We start from the raw sequence: 15,256 nt of genomic DNA, 5'->3' as shown, positions 1-15,256 counted from the left end.
GGTGCACACACACATGCCACCCGGACCCTCACCGCCCCCAGCCCAGCCCGGTGATGCCACACCGACGTCGTCGGCGATCAACTCGCGCCATCACCCACGGCGCTGGATCAGTTACCCAACACCCTCTGAGGCCGACGGAACCACGGACCCGACCGACCTAGGACTGACGGATCGAGGAGGCCCACCATGCGGAACAACGCCGCAGTCGCAGCCCGCGCCCGCCCAACTCGAGGCGTGGACCAGAGGGACAACGCCCACCGGCGGGTCCCGATGAGATAGGTCGAGGAGGATCAGTCGATGCAGTACGAGCAGGTCCGCGAGATGCTCTTGCGACAGTGGACGTACACGGGTGGACCGAACGAGGCCAAAGCATCGGAGCTCTATCACGACGACGTCGTACTGGAGTTTCCGCAGTCCGGCGAGTGGTTCCTCGGCAAGGCCAATCAGCAGGGCTGGCGCGAACGCTATCCCGCGAAGCTCGACTTCCAGCCACGCGAGATCAGAGGCTCGGGTGACCTCTGGATCGCCGAAGGCGTGCTGAGCTACGACGGGAACAACCAGCTCCACTACGTCAAGATCATCCACTTCCGGGGCGACAAGGTCGACCGCGAGACGTTGTATTTCGCCGAGCCGTTTGCGGCGCCCGAGTGGCGCAGGCCGTGGGCGGAGACCGGTTCGCCTCCGCGGTGGCAGAGCGACCTGCCCGAGCACGTCCACGGGGGAAGCTGACCGACCCTCGGTCCCCGTCTGTGCACGAGGAACCGGGGCTCCAGCCTCGTCGAGATCTCCGAGCCGGCCGTGATCGCCCAGAGGCACCGGGAGTCTCCCTCGCGTTGCCCCCGCTGCCGGAGCAGCTCGGGCAGGTGGATGTCCTCGGTCACGGCCGCTGCACTCCAGCCGCGTCCGCCGCCCGGCGCGGCCGCAGTCGCATGCGCGGACTCGGCACTCGACGGGCGACGGGCGACGGGCGACGGGCCGAGCGAAGCGACGACCCGCCCTCCGGCGCCGCACCTGGCACTGAGGCATTCGGAAGGCACGGCCGGGAGCCCGCAGCCGCCTGACCAGCAGAGAGGTGCGTCACGAGCATCGCCTTCCAAGCTGGCCATGCGGGTTCGATTCCCGTCCCCCGCTCCACGCGGTTTGCCCAGTTCAGCACGCCTGGCAGGCAGTCTGGAGCAGTACCGGAGAGCCCCTCCGCGGCCCCTCTGCGACCTCCGGCCTGATCGACGTCACCCGATGAACGGGTCTCCATCGCGGCACACCGTTCGCCCTCGGAAGACGGCGGGCTCCTAGGCTTCGAGCTCGTCTTGACTGCGGAGCAGCGGGCACGGATGTCCTGGGGTCGATGGACTCGTCGGGAAGTGGTCTGACGTCCGTGTCGGTCCCCGGCGAGACCACCGACGATCGACGAATGCTCATCGCCGAGGACCTGCTGCTCCTGCTGACCGCCGACGACACCGGCAAGCTGGTGGCGGACAGCGCGAACACGAACATCGCACTCGGTGGGGCGCTGCTGGCCGAGCTCGCCCTCATGGGACGCGTCGACATCGCCGGCCGGGACGAGCGGGTGCGCGAAGGCCGACTGGTCGTCCGGGACGCCGGCCCCACCGGGGACGGCATGCTCGACGACGCCCTGGCCACGGTCGGCCACGCGGAGGGCAAGAAGCCCCAGAGCGTCGTGACCGCACTCGGCAAGCGGACACGGGTGAGGCTCTACGAGCGACTCGCCGCGGCCGGCCTGCTGCGGGAGGAGGAAGGTCGCATCCTCGGCGTCGTCCCGACCCATCGCTGGCCCGCGGAGTACACCGGCCACGAGGCAGCGGTCCGAGCGGATCTCGCCACGGCCCTGCGCCAGGGCGGCCCCGCGGACGCCAGGACGCGAGCGCTCGTCTCCCTCCTGCTCGCGCTGAAAGCCGTGCACAAGGCCATGGCGCCGGACTCCGTCGGGCTCTCCAAGCGCGAGTTGAACGCGAACGCCGAGCGGATCGCCGAAGGCGACTGGGTGGGCAAGGCCGTCCGGTCGACCATCGACACGGAAACGGCGGTCATCTTCGGTGGCGCTGCCGCGGCCTCCTCGGGTGGAGGAGGCGGCGGCGGATGACTCCAGCACCCAGGCGGCGTCACCGCCAGCTCGCGTGGCGAGCTGGGCCCGTTGCGCAGTCCGGTTCATCGGGCTCCAGCAGTCCGACGCCATTCCGATGAGGCAGGTCCCTGGCTCCGGTGGAGTCACGATCGTCGACCTGCCCGCGAGCAGACGGGGGACGCCCAACTTCATCGACATGATCTGGTGGCGGCACTGGGTCTACGGACTGGTCGAGGTGGACGTCACGACCGCCCGCACTCTGATCAGCGAGTACGGGACTCGATCGGGCGAACAGCTGTCCTTCACCGGGTACCTCGCCTACTGCCTGGGCCGCGCCGTGAGCGAGGACAGGACGGTGCACGCCATGCGTCGAGGCCATCGTCAGCTCGCGGTCCTCGACGACGTGGACGTCCTGGTGATGGTCGTGCGCCGGGTGGGCGACGCCCGCGTCCCCACCGGGCACGTCCTCCGGCAGACCGACCGCCGGTCCTGCCTGGAGATCAGCCGCGAGATCCGCGAGGTGCAGGCACGGCCGGTCCCGAGCACCAAGGGGATGCCCCCGCTGGTCCACCGGCTGATGCTGCTGCCCCCCGGTCTCCCGACGGATGGGTGCCGTGCTGCGGTTCCTCGCACGACGAGACCCGAGCGGATGGCCGGCCTGGGCGGCGCGGTGGGCCTCTCGGCGGTCGTCATGTTCGGCCGGCACAGCGGGTGGGCGATCGCTCCGAACGGCCACACCCTCGATGTGCTGGTGGGGGGCATCGCCCGCAAGCCGGCAGTCGTCGCAGACCGGATCGAGGCTCGCGACATCCTGGCCCTCAGCATCGCCTTCGATCACGACGTGGTCGACGGCGCCCCAGCCGCGCGCTTCGTCGGTCCATGCCCACGTGCAGGACCAGCGCGGAGTCGTGCTCGACCCGCTCGACCCGGAAGTCGGTGTCCGGGCCCAAGGGGATGCGGTCGCCCGCACCGATCCGCTGCAGCTCGGGAGCGATCCGCGCGGCCGAGTGGATGTCGAGGCCGATGAGGTTCTCCAGCCAGTCGTAGCTGTAGAAGCCCGCCCGGTCCGGGCCGTACCCCAGCTGCATCCGCCACGGCCAGACCCGCGACAGCGCCGCGGCGCACGACGTCGTCCCCGGGCAACCGGCCGGGCCGCTCGTCGGCGGTCGCTCCCCACGACAGCATCCAGGGCCAGAGCCAGGCGAGGTAGCCGGTGAGCGCCACGACCACGACGCCCGGCACTGCCCGGAGACTCATCGGCCCCTCCGAGGCGGGTGTGCGGCGAGGAACGGGAACACCGCACAGCCAAGCCGGGAAACCGGCCGCGCACCACGTCGCTCGGCCCGGATGGGAGCGGCCGTTGGGCCCTGTCGGCCCGGAGGGGCCCGGCGTGAGCCTCGAGCGAACAGCAGGTAAGGGGGACCCATGAGCCGCACCAGCGCCGCTTCCCGGCTGGCCGCCGCGGGTTCCGCCGTCCTCATCGCCGGATACCTGGCGTGGCGACCGGGCATGCTGCGGTGGGGAGCGACGACCGACGAGGCCACCGAGGCGCTGCCCGGCGACGAGCAGACCCCGGGTGCGCGGATGCAGTGCACCCGCGCCATCACCATCGACGCCCCGCCCGAGCAGGTCTGGCCCTGGCTGGTGCAGATGGGCATCCACCGGGCCGGCTTCTACACCCACGACCGCCTGGAGCGGCTGCTGTTCCGGGCCCGCTACGCGGAGGGCAGGCATTCGGCCACCCGCATCCACCCCGAGCTGCAGGACCTCGCACCCGGTGACCGGATCTACATGGGCGGCGGCGCCTACGCCCCGGTCACGGAGGTCGAGCCGAACCGCCACCTGGTCGCCTTCGAGACCTTCGTGCTGCGCCCGCTGCCCGGTGACCGGACCCGGCTGATCGTCCGCTACCGCGGCAACGGGTTCGTCCAGCCGGCCCTGCACGCCATTGCGCCGGACGCCGCGCCGCCGGTGCGGCTGATCGCCTTCGCCGTCCGCCATCTACCCGGAGCCGACCTGCTGGCCAGGGTCTTCGACTTCCTCATCAGCGACCCGCTGCACCACTACATGGAGACCGGGATGCTCAAGGGCGTCAGGAAGCGGGCCGAGGAGGCCTCCGCCCTGGACCGGCCACCTGCCGCTGCGGAGCGGACGCCGAGCCGACCGATGGAGACCGCATGACCGAGGTCCGGATCCCCACCGCTGACGGCGAGATGCCGGCCCACCTGGCCGCACCGGCCGGCGCCGGTCCGTGGCCCGGTGTCGTGGTGGTCCACGACGCGGTGGGCATGAGCGCCGACCTGCGCGACCACGCCGACTGGCTGGCCGGTGAGGGGTTCCTCGCGGTCGCCCCCGACCTCTTCCACTTCGGGCCGCGCTGGCGGTGCCTGCTCACCTTCTTCCTCGACGCCCGGCTGCACCGCCCCTCGCGCGCCGTCGCCGACCTCGACACCGCCCGCGCCTGGCTGGCCGCTCGGCCCGACTGCACCGGCGCGACCGGCGTCATCGGCTTCTGCCTGGGCGGCGGGTACGCGCTGGCCATGGCGGCCGACCACGGTTTCGCCGTCGCCGGCGTCAACTACGGCGCGCTCGACGACGAGACGGAGCGAGCGCTCCCCCGGGCCTGCCCGATCGTGGGCAGCTTCGGCGCCGACGACCGGTACCCGGGCGTTCGCGGGACCGCCGAGCGGCTCGAGAGGGCGCTCACCGCAGCGGGGATCGACCACGACATCACGACCTACCCCGGCATGGGTCACGGCTTCCTCAACGTGCACGACCCCGCCGACCTGCCGCTGTGGATGCGCGCCGTCGCCGGCGCGACCGGCACGGAGACCGCCGACGAGGGCATCCGGGCCGACGCCCGGCGGCGCATCCTCGCCTTCTTCCGCGAGCACCTGTCTCAGGACCCGGTGCGCCGCCCCTGAGCCTCGGCGGACCCGGGCGGCGTGCCCTCCAGGAGCGCGCGGATGTTCCGCAGGCGCTCGGCGACGTGCGGCCGCAAGGAACGCTCGAGGGCCGGGCTGAGCCACCGCAGGAGCCGATGCGGCCGGAGGACCTCCCGGCTCCGCCACCTCCGCCACCACGCTCTCGGTGCGCAGGCGGCAGCCCGGCCCGAGCCGCACCCACTCGTGCCAGCGCGTGCCGACCGCGGTCGGGCCCTCCGGCTCCTTCACCATGCGGACGGTCGCCGACCGCGGGAGCGGCTCGAAGTCCTGGACGTCGGCCAGCAGGGCGAACACCGCCGCCGGCGGGCACCGGATCGGCACGGCCAGCTCGATCCGCCGATCCCCCGGGCGCCGCCCCCGCCTCACCCGGCCGCGTCGATCCGCAGTTCCTCGCCGACCCGCAGAGTGCGGTAACCGTCCCCGATCACCCGTTCCATGGCATCGATGGTCCACGGCGTGCTGTCGTGGCCGGAGAGGGCGAGCACCCGAACGCTCTGCGGACCTGCATCCGAGCCCACCGACGTGTCGGGATGCAGGTGCGAGATGCCCACGCCGTCGACCGCGCCTGCAGGTCCACACCCTGTGCGGCGGCGTTCCTGACCAGAGGCGACGGGTCCGCGCCCCGCAGGTCGAGGCCGGTGTCGAAGACGACCGTGGCCGCCTCCGGCACGGATCAGGTGCGACAACCCCGCCTCCCCGCACAGCGGGGTGCCGGGCCGCCCGCTCGTCAGGCGCTCGACCACGGGCAGGACCGAGACCTCGTCCACCTCCCCGAGGTCGCGGAGCCGGGGTTCTGCTCGTCGGGCCCAGTCCCGGTCGGCCGCGGCGCGACCGTGGCGTACCGACCCGCGAGCGAGGCCAGAAAGCCCGCCGCCAGCGTGCCGGCAGCCCGGGGAACCGTGACACCCCCGCGGTTCCGGAGGCGGTGCGACGTCGCAGGGACCATCTGCACACCGTCGCGGGTGCCGGAGGTCCCTCCGATCAGATCGTTGGTCCGCCGCGCAGCGACTTGAGCGTCGGTCATCCTCGTCCGGTGACCCGGGGACGGCGGCGCACCCACGCACGACGGCAGGCTGCGGCCCGACGCGTCCGGGCGACCTCGACCGGCGTGGCGGCCACCGATCTCGCGATCGCCGCCTGGGGAGCCCTGGCCGTCGCCGCACCGCGCCAGCTGGTGCCCGGCTTCGAGCACTTCACCGGCCGGTCGTGGCCGCAGCTGCGCGAGACCGATCCTGGGACCGGCGCGTTCCTGCTGCTCGCGTTCCGCCTGGTCGGGGCGCTCAACATCGCCGCGGCACTGCCGCTCGCGGCCATCGCGCTCACCGGGTACCGCGACCGGCAGCGCTGGGCGTGGTGGACGCTGCGGCTGGGCCACACCACCCTGCTGGGCGCGCCGATCACCTACGACCGGACCACCGGCGCCATCGGGGTCTTCGAGCGGCTCGAGTGAGTCCTGCTCGGCTCCGTGTACGCCGCCCTCTTCAGCACTCGCGAACTGGCCCTGGGCCGCCACGGTGTCGCCATCGCCCGTCGGTGAGTCCGCACGAGGGATCCACCCGAGGAAGGAGTCGAGATGACGGATCAGACGACGGAGAGGACGGCGAGGTTCTTGCGGGTCAAGGTGGTGGACCACACCAAGGACGGCAGTCCGGCGGTCAACATCAAGGTGCCCCTCGGCGTGGTCAAGTGGGGCATGAAGATGGCGCAGGCCTTCACCCCGCAGATGCGGGACGTGGAGCTCGACTGGGACAGCGTCAACGCCATGGTGCAGGACGGCGAGACGGGGAAGGTGGTCGAGGTCGAGGACGAGGCCGAGCAGAAGACGGTCGAGGTCTGGCTGGAGTGACCTGCCCCGGAGGGATCCGGTTGCCCAGGAGGTTCCACTTGCGCAGCCAGCCGAGGAAGACCAGCTCCGCCGCCGTCACCAGCAGGTAGTGCACCCGCTCGGCCCGGCTCAGGCCGCTGCGCCGCAGGACGGGAACCGCGCTCCAGACCGCCGCGATCGTCAGCGGCACGAGGGCGCGAGCGGCACGGGTCAGCCGGGCGACCTGCTCGCCGGGGTAGACGAAGGTGGTGGCGAAGCCGCGCATCAGGGCGGCGAACCGGACGGTCAGTGCGAGCCCCAGCAGGCTGGGGAGTGCGGCCGGCCAACGCGCGCCGGACACCGACGGGCGCCCACGTCGCCGGAACGCGGACGTCGGCCAGACGACCACGGCCGAGAGGAACGCGCCGAGGCAGGCGAGGAGGGTGCCGGCCACCACGGCCCGCGTCTCGTGCCACGGCACCTTGAAGTAAGCGGTGGTCGGGTCCCAGAACAACTGCGTGGCGGAACCGCGCGCATCGGTGCCGAAGCTGAGCCGCCGATGCCCGTCGACCTGCTGGAACAGGCCCGGCTCCCGCTCGGCGTACGCCTGGCCGGCGACGCGCAGCGTGCCCTTGGGGCCGCCGCGGACCTGGAGCGCGGTCAGCCAGGCGACGAGCTTCTGGGGGCTGGTGTGGGCCGCGCGTGCCGACACGTAGCTGCCGGCCCAGCGCCTCGCCGAGGCCGGCGCCGCGGTGCCCGGTCCCGGCCCGGGCCGGTCGGCCGCCGGGTAGAACCGGTCGAGGAACGCCACCAGGGTCTGGTGCTCGTCGACCGTCGGGGTGTTGTAGGAGACGAACACCCCGACCTGCTGGGCGGGGAGGAGCGCCAGGATCGTCCGGGTGCGGGCGCTCTCGCCGTCGTGCCAGGCGATGTCCTGGCCGTTGGCGCGCAGGAGCGCGAAGCCGAAGCCTTGGCCGGACAACCGTGGGTCGTGGGTGAACTGCCGCTGCCGCATCTGCCGGGCGGTGCCCGCCCCGAGGATCCGCACGTCCCGGTACCGACCGTCGTCGAGGTGCGCGATCATGAACGCGGCCACGTCGGTGGCCGTGCCTCGAACGCCGGCCGCCGGCGCGGCGGCGTTCCACTCGAGGTCGATCGCGTCGTGGCGGCCCCGCCGCCACCGGTACGACTTGGACAGATCAGCGATGAGCTCGGGTTCGGGAGGTTGTGCCAGGGTGGTCCGCGTCATCCCGAGCGGGCGGAGGATGCGGTCGGTGACGTAGCGCTCGAAGGGCTCCCCCGAGACGCGTTCGACGAGGTACCCGGCCACCACCGTCCCGTAGTTGGAGTAGGCGAAGGTGCTGCCGGGGCGGTACACCCGGCGCGGCAAGAATCGGACGAGGAAGTCGCGCAGCGGCAGGACGTTCCCGGGTGAGGTCAGCTCCGCGGCGAACTCGTCCTCGAAGCCCGGGGTGTGCGTGAGCAGGTGGCGGGCCGTGATCGGCTCCGGGTAGGTCGCGGGGATCTCGAGGTCGAGGTAGCGGGTCACGTCGGCGTCCAGGTCGATCTCGCCTGCCTCGACCAGTTGCATCACCGCCGTCCAGGTGAAGAGCTTGCCCGCCGACCCCAGGTAGAACAGCGTCCGGTCGGCTCGCGCCTCGATACGGGCTTCCAGGTCGGCGAAGCCGTAACCGCGCGCGTGGACGATCCCGTCACCGGCGACCACCGCGACGGTGGCGCCGACCGCCCGCTTCTCCTCCAGTTGCCGAGGGATCAGCGCATCGAAGAACGCCGCCACCTCCTGGGCATCGAGACGGCCGACCGACGCGGACGACGGTGCCCTCAGAGAGTCGCGGCCGTCCGACATCTCGTCCACCCCGATCCTCCAAGCGCCACGATCCAGGCAGGCATGCAGGAGTGTCCGGACCGATCAGACCACGGCACCCCAGCGCGCGGATCCTCTCCGTACCTGACAGCGGAGGGCAGGATCGCTATGTCCTCACTGTCAGCGCCCCCAGCGAAGGCGTGGTGCCAGACCGAGGGCCTTCCCCAGCCGGCAAGGCGCCGTCCACGCCGCTTCGCGCCCTCGCGCCGACCGGTCCCCCGCGTCTCACGCTCTCCCACGTGGCCCCCTCCAGCCCTGGACACGTCGATCGTCTCCCCATATTGTGAGTGAGTGCCCACTCACATCGCGACGCACGACGCCTCGGCCATCCGCACGGCCGCTCTGTCCCGGACCTTCGGCCCCCTCCTGGCCGTCGACTCGCTCACCCTGGACCTCCCCCGCGGCGGCGTGATCGGGCTGGTCGGCCCGAACGGGTCCGGCAAGTCGACGCTGATCCGCATGCTCCTGGGCCTGGTCGCCCCCAGCGGCGGCACAGCGGAGGTGCTGGCCCGCCCGATCACGAGCCCCCGGGCGTACGCCGACGAGGTCGGCGCCCTCATCGAGAGCCCCTCCTTCCTCCCCGGCCTGTCGGCGCGGGCGAACCTCGTCTCGCTGGCCCGCCTCCGCGGTCTGCCCCTGAGCCGCGTCGACGAGGTCCTGGATGCCGTGGGCCTGCTCGGTCGCGAGAGAGAGCCGGTCAAGCGCTACTCCCTCGGCATGAAGCAGCGGCTGGGCATCGCCGCCGCCCTGCTCCCCGACCCGGCGCTGCTCATCCTCGACGAGCCGACCAACGGGCTCGATCCGGCGGGCATCGTCGAGATCCGTGCACTGCTCCAAGGCCTGGGCCAGGCCGGCCGCACGGTGGTGGTCTCGTCGCACCTGCTCTCGGAGATCGAGAGCATCTGCACCCACCTGGTGGTCGTCCGCTTCGGCGTCCTGCTCTACAACGGCCCGATCGAGGGCCTGCTGGCCCGCGCCGCCACCCATGTGGACGTCGCCGCCGAGCACGACGGCGACGCGGAGCAGTTGGCGAGCGTCCTCGCTGCGGTGGGATGGCGAGTGCTCAGGCGGGGGGACGGCCTGCGGGTGGAGACCGAGGGCGACGCCGCCGCAGCGATCAACCGCGCCGCCGCGGCGGCCGGCATCACCCTCCGGGCGCTCACCGTCAGCCGGGACAGCCTCGAGTCGATCTTCCTGGAGATGACCGGAGCCGATGACGGCGAGCTCTCCCGATCCAGGGCCGCGAGCGCCGGGCGCGCGGCAGCCACCGCGGAGGTCACCCGATGATCGCCGTCGTCCGCAGCGAACTCGTCCGCCTCCGCCGCCCCGGGGTCGTGCTGGGCTGGGCCGGGCTGACCGCCCTGTTCGCCGGTTTGATCAACTTCGTGATGTTCCAGGTCGTCGAGCAGGGCGGCGTTCCGGGCCAGGACGGACCCGGCATCTCCTTCCCCGGCACCGATGAGCTGCTCAGCAGCTCCGGGATCGTCTCCGGCCTGTCCGCCGCGTCCTCCTTCTTCGGCGTCGTGGCGCTGTCGTTCTGGGCGATCGCGACGGCATCGGACTGGTCCAGCGGGTTGGTCCGCATCCTGGTCGCGTCCGAACCGCGCCGCTGGCGCCTCGTCGTGGGCAAGTGGATCGCGCTGGCCGTCGCGACGGGCGGCGCCACCGTCGTCGCGTTGCTGGTCAACGTGCTGGTGGCCCCGGTCGCTGCCTCGGCCGGCGGGTTCGAGCCCACCGCGTGGGGGCAGGACCTGGTCTCCACGGTCCTGAGCGCGACCGTGAACCTCTACCTGTCCCTGCTGGTGTGGGGCACCATCGGGCTGGCGCTCGCCCTGGTCACCCGGTCCTCGGGCATCGCCATCGGCATCGGCGTCGGCTACGTGCTGCTGCTGGAGGCCGTGATCACGGCCGCGGCGGCCGACCTCGCCGAGTGGCTGCCCGGCACCGCGATCAGCGCGCTGGCCAACGGCGGCACCGCCGCGCTGGGCTACCAGGGCGCTCTAGGGTTGGGCCTCGCCTACGTCGCCGTCGCGGCCGCCGCCACCCTGGCGGTCTTCCGACGGCGCGACATCACCGACTAGCCGCCGCTCCGGCGCCCGAGGGAGCCTCCGCCATGCCACGCGGCACCGACATCCGAGCCGCCCTGATCCGGGCGACCACGGAACTCATCGCCGAGGTCGGCTACCACAACGCCACCACCCGCGTCATCGCCGAGCGGGCCGGCGTGGCCGAGGGCTCCATCTACCGGCACTTCCCGGACAAGCGGGCGCTGTTCGTCGCCGCCCTCGTGGAGGGCCAGCAGGGACTGACCGAGTGGATGGCCGAACTGCCGTCACGTGCCGGCAGCGGCTCGCTGGTGGACGTGCTGACCGAGGCGTTCGACCGGCTCTCCCGGCTGCGCGAGCACATCGTGCCCCTCGAACTGGCGATGGCGGGCATGCCCGATCTCCAGCGGCAGTTGGACCCTGCGTCCCTCTCCGCCGCCGTCGAGGGGATGGGCGGGCCGCCGGCCTTGCTGGCCGACTACCTGCGCGCGGAGCAGGCGCTCGGGCGGGTGCGGCCCGATCTCGATCCGGTGCGGACGGCGATCACGTTGCTCGCCTGCCTCTTCGGCGTCCAGACCAGCCCGCTCGCCTCGCCGGACGGCATGGGCGAGGCTGCGCTCCGCGACTTCGTGGCACTGCTGATCCACGGCATCGCGTCGCCCGCAGGGACCCACCACCGCCGCGAGCGAGCCGACGTCGCACCCGGCGGGCCGGCCTGACCGGACGGCGCTCCGGACGGGCGGACGCAACCTGTGGACACGCGGCGTCCCGCCTTCCACGCTGATCGTGCGGGATGAACGCGTCCGGCGCGGGTATGCCCGACGTGCGGGACGACTCCCCGTTGTGGTGAGCTGGAACGCGCGGGTCCTCGAAGCGAGGGGGCAGCCATGGAGCCATGGGCCGCAGCGAGCAGGGCGGCAGAGCGGAGCGAGGCCGCCGGCCGGCGTGCGGACGAGGTCTCCGAGCGGCTGACACGGCTCGCCGCGGGCGGGACGCCGGACGCCGAGGACGTGGCGGAGGCCCGGCGGCACGCCGAGGAGTCACGGGTCCGGGCCGAGGAGTCGCACGCCAGCGCCGCCGTCAGCCACGAGCGGTCGGCCCGGACCCACGAGCGGGCGGCAGAAACCCACGAGCGCGCGGCCGGGCTCGGTGCGGGGGACGTCGAGGAGCACCGGCGCCGGGCCGAGGAGCACCGCCGCGACGCCGCGGCCGACCGCGCCGAGGCGGTCCAGGAGGTGCCGTGAGCCAGCACGGCCTGCCGCTGCCCGACGGCACGACACCCGAGCGCCTGCTCACCGAGCTGGCCGACGTGGAGGTGGCCACCGAGGAGCTGCGCGTCGCCCAGGAGGAGATGCGCACGCAGCAGGAGCAGATCACCCAGCTCCTCCTCCAGCATGAAACGGAACGCCGCTGGCGCGGCCAGCTGTCGGCGCTGGTCCCCGTCGGGCTGTGCGTCACCGACGGCGCCGGGGCCCTCCTCGAGGTCAACCCGGCGATGGCCACGCGCCTCGGCACCCCGCTGCAACGGGTGCACGGCAAGCCGCTGAGCGTCTACCTCGCCCCCGAGGACGTGAAGGCGTTCCGTTCGGCGCTGCGCACGCTCGGCACCGGGACGGCGACGGAGCACGACCTGGCGGTCACCCTGCACCCGCGCCGCCAGCCCGCCGTCCCGGTCCGGCTGTTCGGCTTCACCGAGGCGGTCGACGAGCTCGCCGCCGGCGTCCGCATCCAGTGGGTGGTCGTCGCCGACGACGGCACCGAGCCGCAGGCCGCGGCCGAGCCGGAACCGTTGCGCTCGCCCGCCGTCATCGGGCTCGCCACCGCGCTGGCCGAGCTCAGCGGGATGCCCGTCGGCGAGGTCGACCGGCAGCGCCTGCTGAGCCGGATGGCCACGCTCCTGTCCGGCGCCGTCCCGGGTGCCGACTGGGTGAGCATCACGCTCGGCCACCCGCTCGAGCCCCAGCGCCTCGGCAGCGACTCCACGGAAGCGCAGGAGTTCGACGGCCTGCAGGTGCGGGCGGGCGAGGGCCCGTGCTGGCAGGCGTACGACACCGGGGAGGTCGTCGTCAGCGACGACGTGACCGCCGACGCCCGCTGGCCCGCGCTGGCCCGGATCGCCGGCGAGAGCGCCGTGCGCAGCGTCCTCGCGCTGCCGGTGCCCGGCGAGGACGGCGTCATCGGTGGGGTGAACGTCTACTCCGGACGTCCCGAGGGCTTCGCGCCGGCCGGGCGGCGGGTCGCCGAGCTGGTCACCGCCGCGGTGGCAGGCGTCCTGCGCACCGTCGCCGAGCGGGAGGCGATGCGGTCCCTCACCGAGCACCTGGAGCGCGCGCTCACCTCCCGGGCGGTCATCGACCAGGCCAAGGGGGTGCTCATGGCCCGGCTCGGCGTCGACGCGGACGAGGCCTTCGCCCGCCTGGTCAAGGTCAGCTCCCGGCTCAACGTCAAGGTGCGCGACCTGGCGGCCCTCGTCGTCGGCGGGCACGCCGACGAGGTGCTGCGCGTCGCGGAGTGACCCCCGCGGCTAGGCGTCGGCCGGGTCCATGAGCACGACCGCGCCCTCCCGCCCCTCCGACGACGGCTGGAACGGGCTGACCGTCACGCGGACCAGGACCTGGCGTCCCCTCCGGTTGACCGCCGCGAGCTCGATCGCCTCGTGCGCCACCCCGTCCCCGGCGATCTGCCGGCGCAGCAGCGCCTGCAGGTCGTCGAGGGGAAGGCCGATGTCGAGACCGAGCAGGTGCTGGCCGCGCGCCTCGTCCTCCCGCACCCCCCACAGGTCCTCGGCGGCGGTGTTCCACGCGAGGACGCGCAGGTCGGGGTCGACGACGGCGACCCCCACGCGGAAGCTGCCCAGCACCCCGCGGAGGAACCGGTTGAGCGCGTCGAGTTCGTCGGTGGTGCTGCGCAGCTCCTCGTTGGCCGAGTGGAGCTCGTCGTTCATCGACTGCAGCTCCTCGTTCATCGTCTCCAGTTCCTCGTTGGTGGACTGGAGCTCCTCGTTCGTGGTCTCCAGCTCCTCCACCGTGGACTGGAGCTCCTCGTTGGTGGTCTCCAGCTCCTCGTTCGTCGACTGGAGCTCCTCGTAGGCGGTCTCCAGCTGCCGGTTGGAGTACTCGAGCTCCTCGCGCAGCCGGGTGAACTGGGTGACGTCCTCGAAGATGACCGTCGTGCCCAGCAGCGTGCCGTCGTCCCGGTGGAGCGGCGCGACCTGGACGTCGAACACGTCGTGCTCGTGGCCGGGACGGCGGCGCTCGACCCCGCGCACCCAGACCGGGGCCCGGCCGCCCACCGCCTCGGCGATGGCCCCCCGCAGCTCCACCGGCCGGTAGGAGATCTCCAGGTCCTGGATCGGCCGTCCGACGTCGCGGGTGTCGACGCCCAGCAGCCGCTCGGCCTGCCGGTTGACCATGGCCAGCCGCCCCTCGGCGTCGAGGGCGAACTGCGCCACCGGTGAGGCGAGCATCGCCTCCCGCCGCAGCCGGGACAGCTCCCCCTCCCCGCCCGCGGCGACCTCGCGCGGGACGAGCGGGACCGGGCGGCGGTCGGCCGCCGGGACGGCGCTGCGCTTGCGGAAGAACCGCCGGGTCAGGTCGACCGGGGCGAAGAGCTGCCCGTGCGACAGCAGCATCTCGGCCTTGCCGAGGAAGAGCAGGCCCTCGGGGTTGAGCGCGAAGTGCAGCCGCCCGAGGATCCGCCGCTGGGTCTCGGCGGTGAAGTACATCAGCGCGTTGCGGCACAGCAGCAGGTCGACGTGCGAGATGGGCGCGTCCTGCACCAGGTCGTTGCGCCCGAAGATCACCGACCGCCGCAGGTCCTTGCGGAACGCGAACCGACCGCCCTCCGGCTGGAAGTACTCCTCGATCTCGGCCTGGGTGAGACCGGCCAGCTCGCGCTCGCCGAAGACCCCTTGGCGCGCCTGGGTCAGGGCTTCCTCGTCGACGTCGGTGGCGTAGATCTTGACCCGCTGCCGGAACTGCTCGGCGCCGAGCGCCTGGGCCAGCAGGATCGCCAGGCTGTACGCCTCCTGCCCCGACGCGCAGCCCGCGCTCCACACCCGGATCGTCGGCCCGGCCGCCGCGAGGACGTCGGGCAGCAGGTGCTCGCGCAGGTGGTCCCAGGAGGACCGGTCGCGGAAGAAGCTGGTGACGTTGATCAGCACGGTGTTGAACAGCGGGGTGAACTCCTCGGCGTGCACCTCGAGGAAGTCCTGGTACTCGACGACCGAGGCGATGCCGACCTCGTCCATCCGCCGGCGCACGCGGCGCATCAGGCTGGGCCTCTTGTAGCCGGTGAAGTCGAACCCGCGTTGCTCCCGCAGGAAGACGAGGAGCGCCTCGAACGCGGCCTCCTGCCCCTGGAAGGCGCCCTCCGGTCCGCCGTCGCCCCCGTCGCCGGCGTCGTCGGGCTCGACGACGAACTCCTCGGTCGGGCCGGTCGCTGCCTCGTCGAGGAGCCCGTCCCCGCTGGTCACGTCGGTCCGCTCGGTCACCG

The 15,256-nt window shown here is 72.9% G+C and carries 15 protein-coding genes and 1 pseudogene; 12 read left to right on the top strand and 4 right to left on the bottom strand.

All coding sequences use genetic code 11. From position 1 onward, the window contains the following. The first annotated feature begins 297 nt into the window (after positions 1-297). From ACI797_RS10145 to ACI797_RS10135, 3 genes and pseudogenes are all read left to right on the top strand, one after another. Positions 298-729 (top strand): hypothetical protein, encoded by a 432-nt coding sequence (locus tag ACI797_RS10145; RefSeq protein ID WP_456858486.1) that lies wholly within the window; start codon positions 298-300, stop codon positions 727-729. Positions 730-1,411: 682 nt separating this feature from the next. Next, complete coding sequence (locus ACI797_RS10140) at positions 1,412-2,101, top strand: GOLPH3/VPS74 family protein (protein ID WP_456858485.1); 690 nt, start codon at positions 1,412-1,414, stop codon at positions 2,099-2,101. A gap of 97 nt (positions 2,102-2,198) precedes the next feature. Next, positions 2,199-2,897 (top strand): annotated as a pseudogene (locus ACI797_RS10135) (hypothetical protein); the annotation flags it as partial. 4 nt (positions 2,898-2,901) lie between these two features. Here ACI797_RS10135 and ACI797_RS10130 read toward each other — a convergent pair. Then, positions 2,902-3,171, bottom strand: a complete 270-nt coding sequence (locus tag ACI797_RS10130; protein ID WP_456858489.1) for a hypothetical protein — start codon at positions 3,169-3,171, stop codon at positions 2,902-2,904. A 337-nt stretch (positions 3,172-3,508) separates the two neighbouring features. On the opposite strand from ACI797_RS10130, the gene ACI797_RS10125 reads away from it, so the two are divergent. Together ACI797_RS10125 and ACI797_RS10120 are read left to right on the top strand one after the other, a co-directional pair. Beyond that, positions 3,509-4,264 (top strand): hypothetical protein, encoded by a 756-nt coding sequence (locus tag ACI797_RS10125; protein ID WP_456858484.1) that lies wholly within the window; start codon positions 3,509-3,511, stop codon positions 4,262-4,264. Then, the gene (locus tag ACI797_RS10120; RefSeq protein WP_456858483.1) at positions 4,261-5,007 is read left to right on the top strand and encodes a dienelactone hydrolase family protein; all 747 of its coding nucleotides are present in this window, start codon (positions 4,261-4,263) and stop codon (positions 5,005-5,007) included. The genes ACI797_RS10125 and ACI797_RS10120 overlap by 4 nt, the downstream gene beginning before the upstream one ends. 383 nt (positions 5,008-5,390) lie before the next feature. Here ACI797_RS10120 and ACI797_RS10115 read toward each other — a convergent pair whose 3' ends face one another. Continuing rightward, positions 5,391-5,579 (bottom strand): hypothetical protein, encoded by a 189-nt coding sequence (locus tag ACI797_RS10115; RefSeq protein ID WP_456858482.1) that lies wholly within the window; start codon positions 5,577-5,579, stop codon positions 5,391-5,393. 557 nt (positions 5,580-6,136) lie between these two features. On the opposite strand from ACI797_RS10115, the gene ACI797_RS10110 reads away from it, so the two are divergent. Together ACI797_RS10110 and ACI797_RS10105 are read left to right on the top strand one after the other, a co-directional pair. After that, positions 6,137-6,478 carry a hypothetical protein gene (locus ACI797_RS10110; RefSeq protein ID WP_456858481.1) on the top strand — a complete coding sequence of 114 codons (342 nt, stop codon included), beginning with the start codon at positions 6,137-6,139 and terminating at the stop codon, positions 6,476-6,478. A gap of 123 nt (positions 6,479-6,601) precedes the next feature. Beyond that, on the top strand, positions 6,602-6,874 hold the full coding sequence (locus tag ACI797_RS10105; protein WP_456858480.1) for a hypothetical protein: 273 nt from the start codon (positions 6,602-6,604) through the stop codon (positions 6,872-6,874). Here the strand turns inward: ACI797_RS10105 and ACI797_RS10100 are convergent. Continuing rightward, positions 6,783-8,630: a serine hydrolase domain-containing protein gene (locus ACI797_RS10100; RefSeq protein ID WP_456858479.1), complete on the bottom strand. Its 1,848-nt coding sequence runs from the start codon at positions 8,628-8,630 to the stop codon at positions 6,783-6,785. The two genes, ACI797_RS10105 and ACI797_RS10100, sit on opposite strands and share 92 nt — an antisense overlap. 378 nt (positions 8,631-9,008) lie before the next feature. Between ACI797_RS10100 and ACI797_RS10095 the strand changes: the two genes are divergently transcribed. From ACI797_RS10095 to ACI797_RS10075, 5 genes are all read left to right on the top strand, one after another. Continuing rightward, a complete protein-coding gene (locus ACI797_RS10095; RefSeq protein WP_456858478.1) occupies positions 9,009-10,004 on the top strand; it encodes an ABC transporter ATP-binding protein in 996 nt (331 codons plus the stop codon). Continuing rightward, a complete protein-coding gene (locus ACI797_RS10090; protein WP_456858477.1) occupies positions 10,001-10,798 on the top strand; it encodes an ABC transporter permease subunit in 798 nt (265 codons plus the stop codon). Before ACI797_RS10095 ends, ACI797_RS10090 begins: the two co-directional genes overlap by 4 nt. A gap of 32 nt (positions 10,799-10,830) precedes the next feature. Continuing rightward, positions 10,831-11,481, top strand: a complete 651-nt coding sequence (locus ACI797_RS10085) for a TetR/AcrR family transcriptional regulator (RefSeq protein ID WP_456858476.1) — start codon at positions 10,831-10,833, stop codon at positions 11,479-11,481. A 168-nt stretch (positions 11,482-11,649) separates the two neighbouring features. Next, positions 11,650-12,006, top strand: a complete 357-nt coding sequence (locus tag ACI797_RS10080) for a hypothetical protein (RefSeq protein WP_456858475.1) — start codon at positions 11,650-11,652, stop codon at positions 12,004-12,006. After that, positions 12,003-13,277 carry an ANTAR domain-containing protein gene (locus ACI797_RS10075; protein WP_456858474.1) on the top strand — a complete coding sequence of 425 codons (1,275 nt, stop codon included), beginning with the start codon at positions 12,003-12,005 and terminating at the stop codon, positions 13,275-13,277. Before ACI797_RS10080 ends, ACI797_RS10075 begins: the two co-directional genes overlap by 4 nt. Positions 13,278-13,286: 9 nt before the next feature. Here ACI797_RS10075 and ACI797_RS10070 read toward each other — a convergent pair whose 3' ends face one another. Beyond that, on the bottom strand, positions 13,287-15,254 hold the full coding sequence (locus ACI797_RS10070; RefSeq protein ID WP_456858473.1) for a CheR family methyltransferase: 1,968 nt from the start codon (positions 15,252-15,254) through the stop codon (positions 13,287-13,289). Positions 15,255-15,256 lie beyond the last annotated feature (2 nt).

Source organism: Geodermatophilus sp. SYSU D00691, from assembly GCF_054050275.1.
This window is presented reverse-complemented; position numbering and strand designations above follow the sequence as displayed.

Bases quoted from the DNA above. Each gene is read 5' to 3' on its own strand.
- ACI797_RS10130 (WP_456858489.1), bottom strand. From the start codon at position 3,171: ATGCAGCTGGGGTACGGCCCGGACCGGGCGGGCTTCTACAGCTACGAC.
- ACI797_RS10080 (WP_456858475.1), top strand. From the start codon at position 11,650: ATGGAGCCATGGGCCGCAGCGAGCAGGGCGGCAGAGCGGAGCGAGGCC.
- ACI797_RS10145 (WP_456858486.1), top strand. From the start codon at position 298: ATGCAGTACGAGCAGGTCCGCGAGATGCTCTTGCGACAGTGGACGTAC.
- ACI797_RS10085 (WP_456858476.1), top strand. From the start codon at position 10,831: ATGCCACGCGGCACCGACATCCGAGCCGCCCTGATCCGGGCGACCACG.
- ACI797_RS10090 (WP_456858477.1), top strand. From the start codon at position 10,001: ATGATCGCCGTCGTCCGCAGCGAACTCGTCCGCCTCCGCCGCCCCGGG.
- ACI797_RS10140 (WP_456858485.1), top strand. From the start codon at position 1,412: ATGCTCATCGCCGAGGACCTGCTGCTCCTGCTGACCGCCGACGACACC.
- ACI797_RS10105 (WP_456858480.1), top strand. From the start codon at position 6,602: ATGACGGATCAGACGACGGAGAGGACGGCGAGGTTCTTGCGGGTCAAG.
- ACI797_RS10125 (WP_456858484.1), top strand. From the start codon at position 3,509: ATGAGCCGCACCAGCGCCGCTTCCCGGCTGGCCGCCGCGGGTTCCGCC.
- ACI797_RS10120 (WP_456858483.1), top strand. From the start codon at position 4,261: ATGACCGAGGTCCGGATCCCCACCGCTGACGGCGAGATGCCGGCCCAC.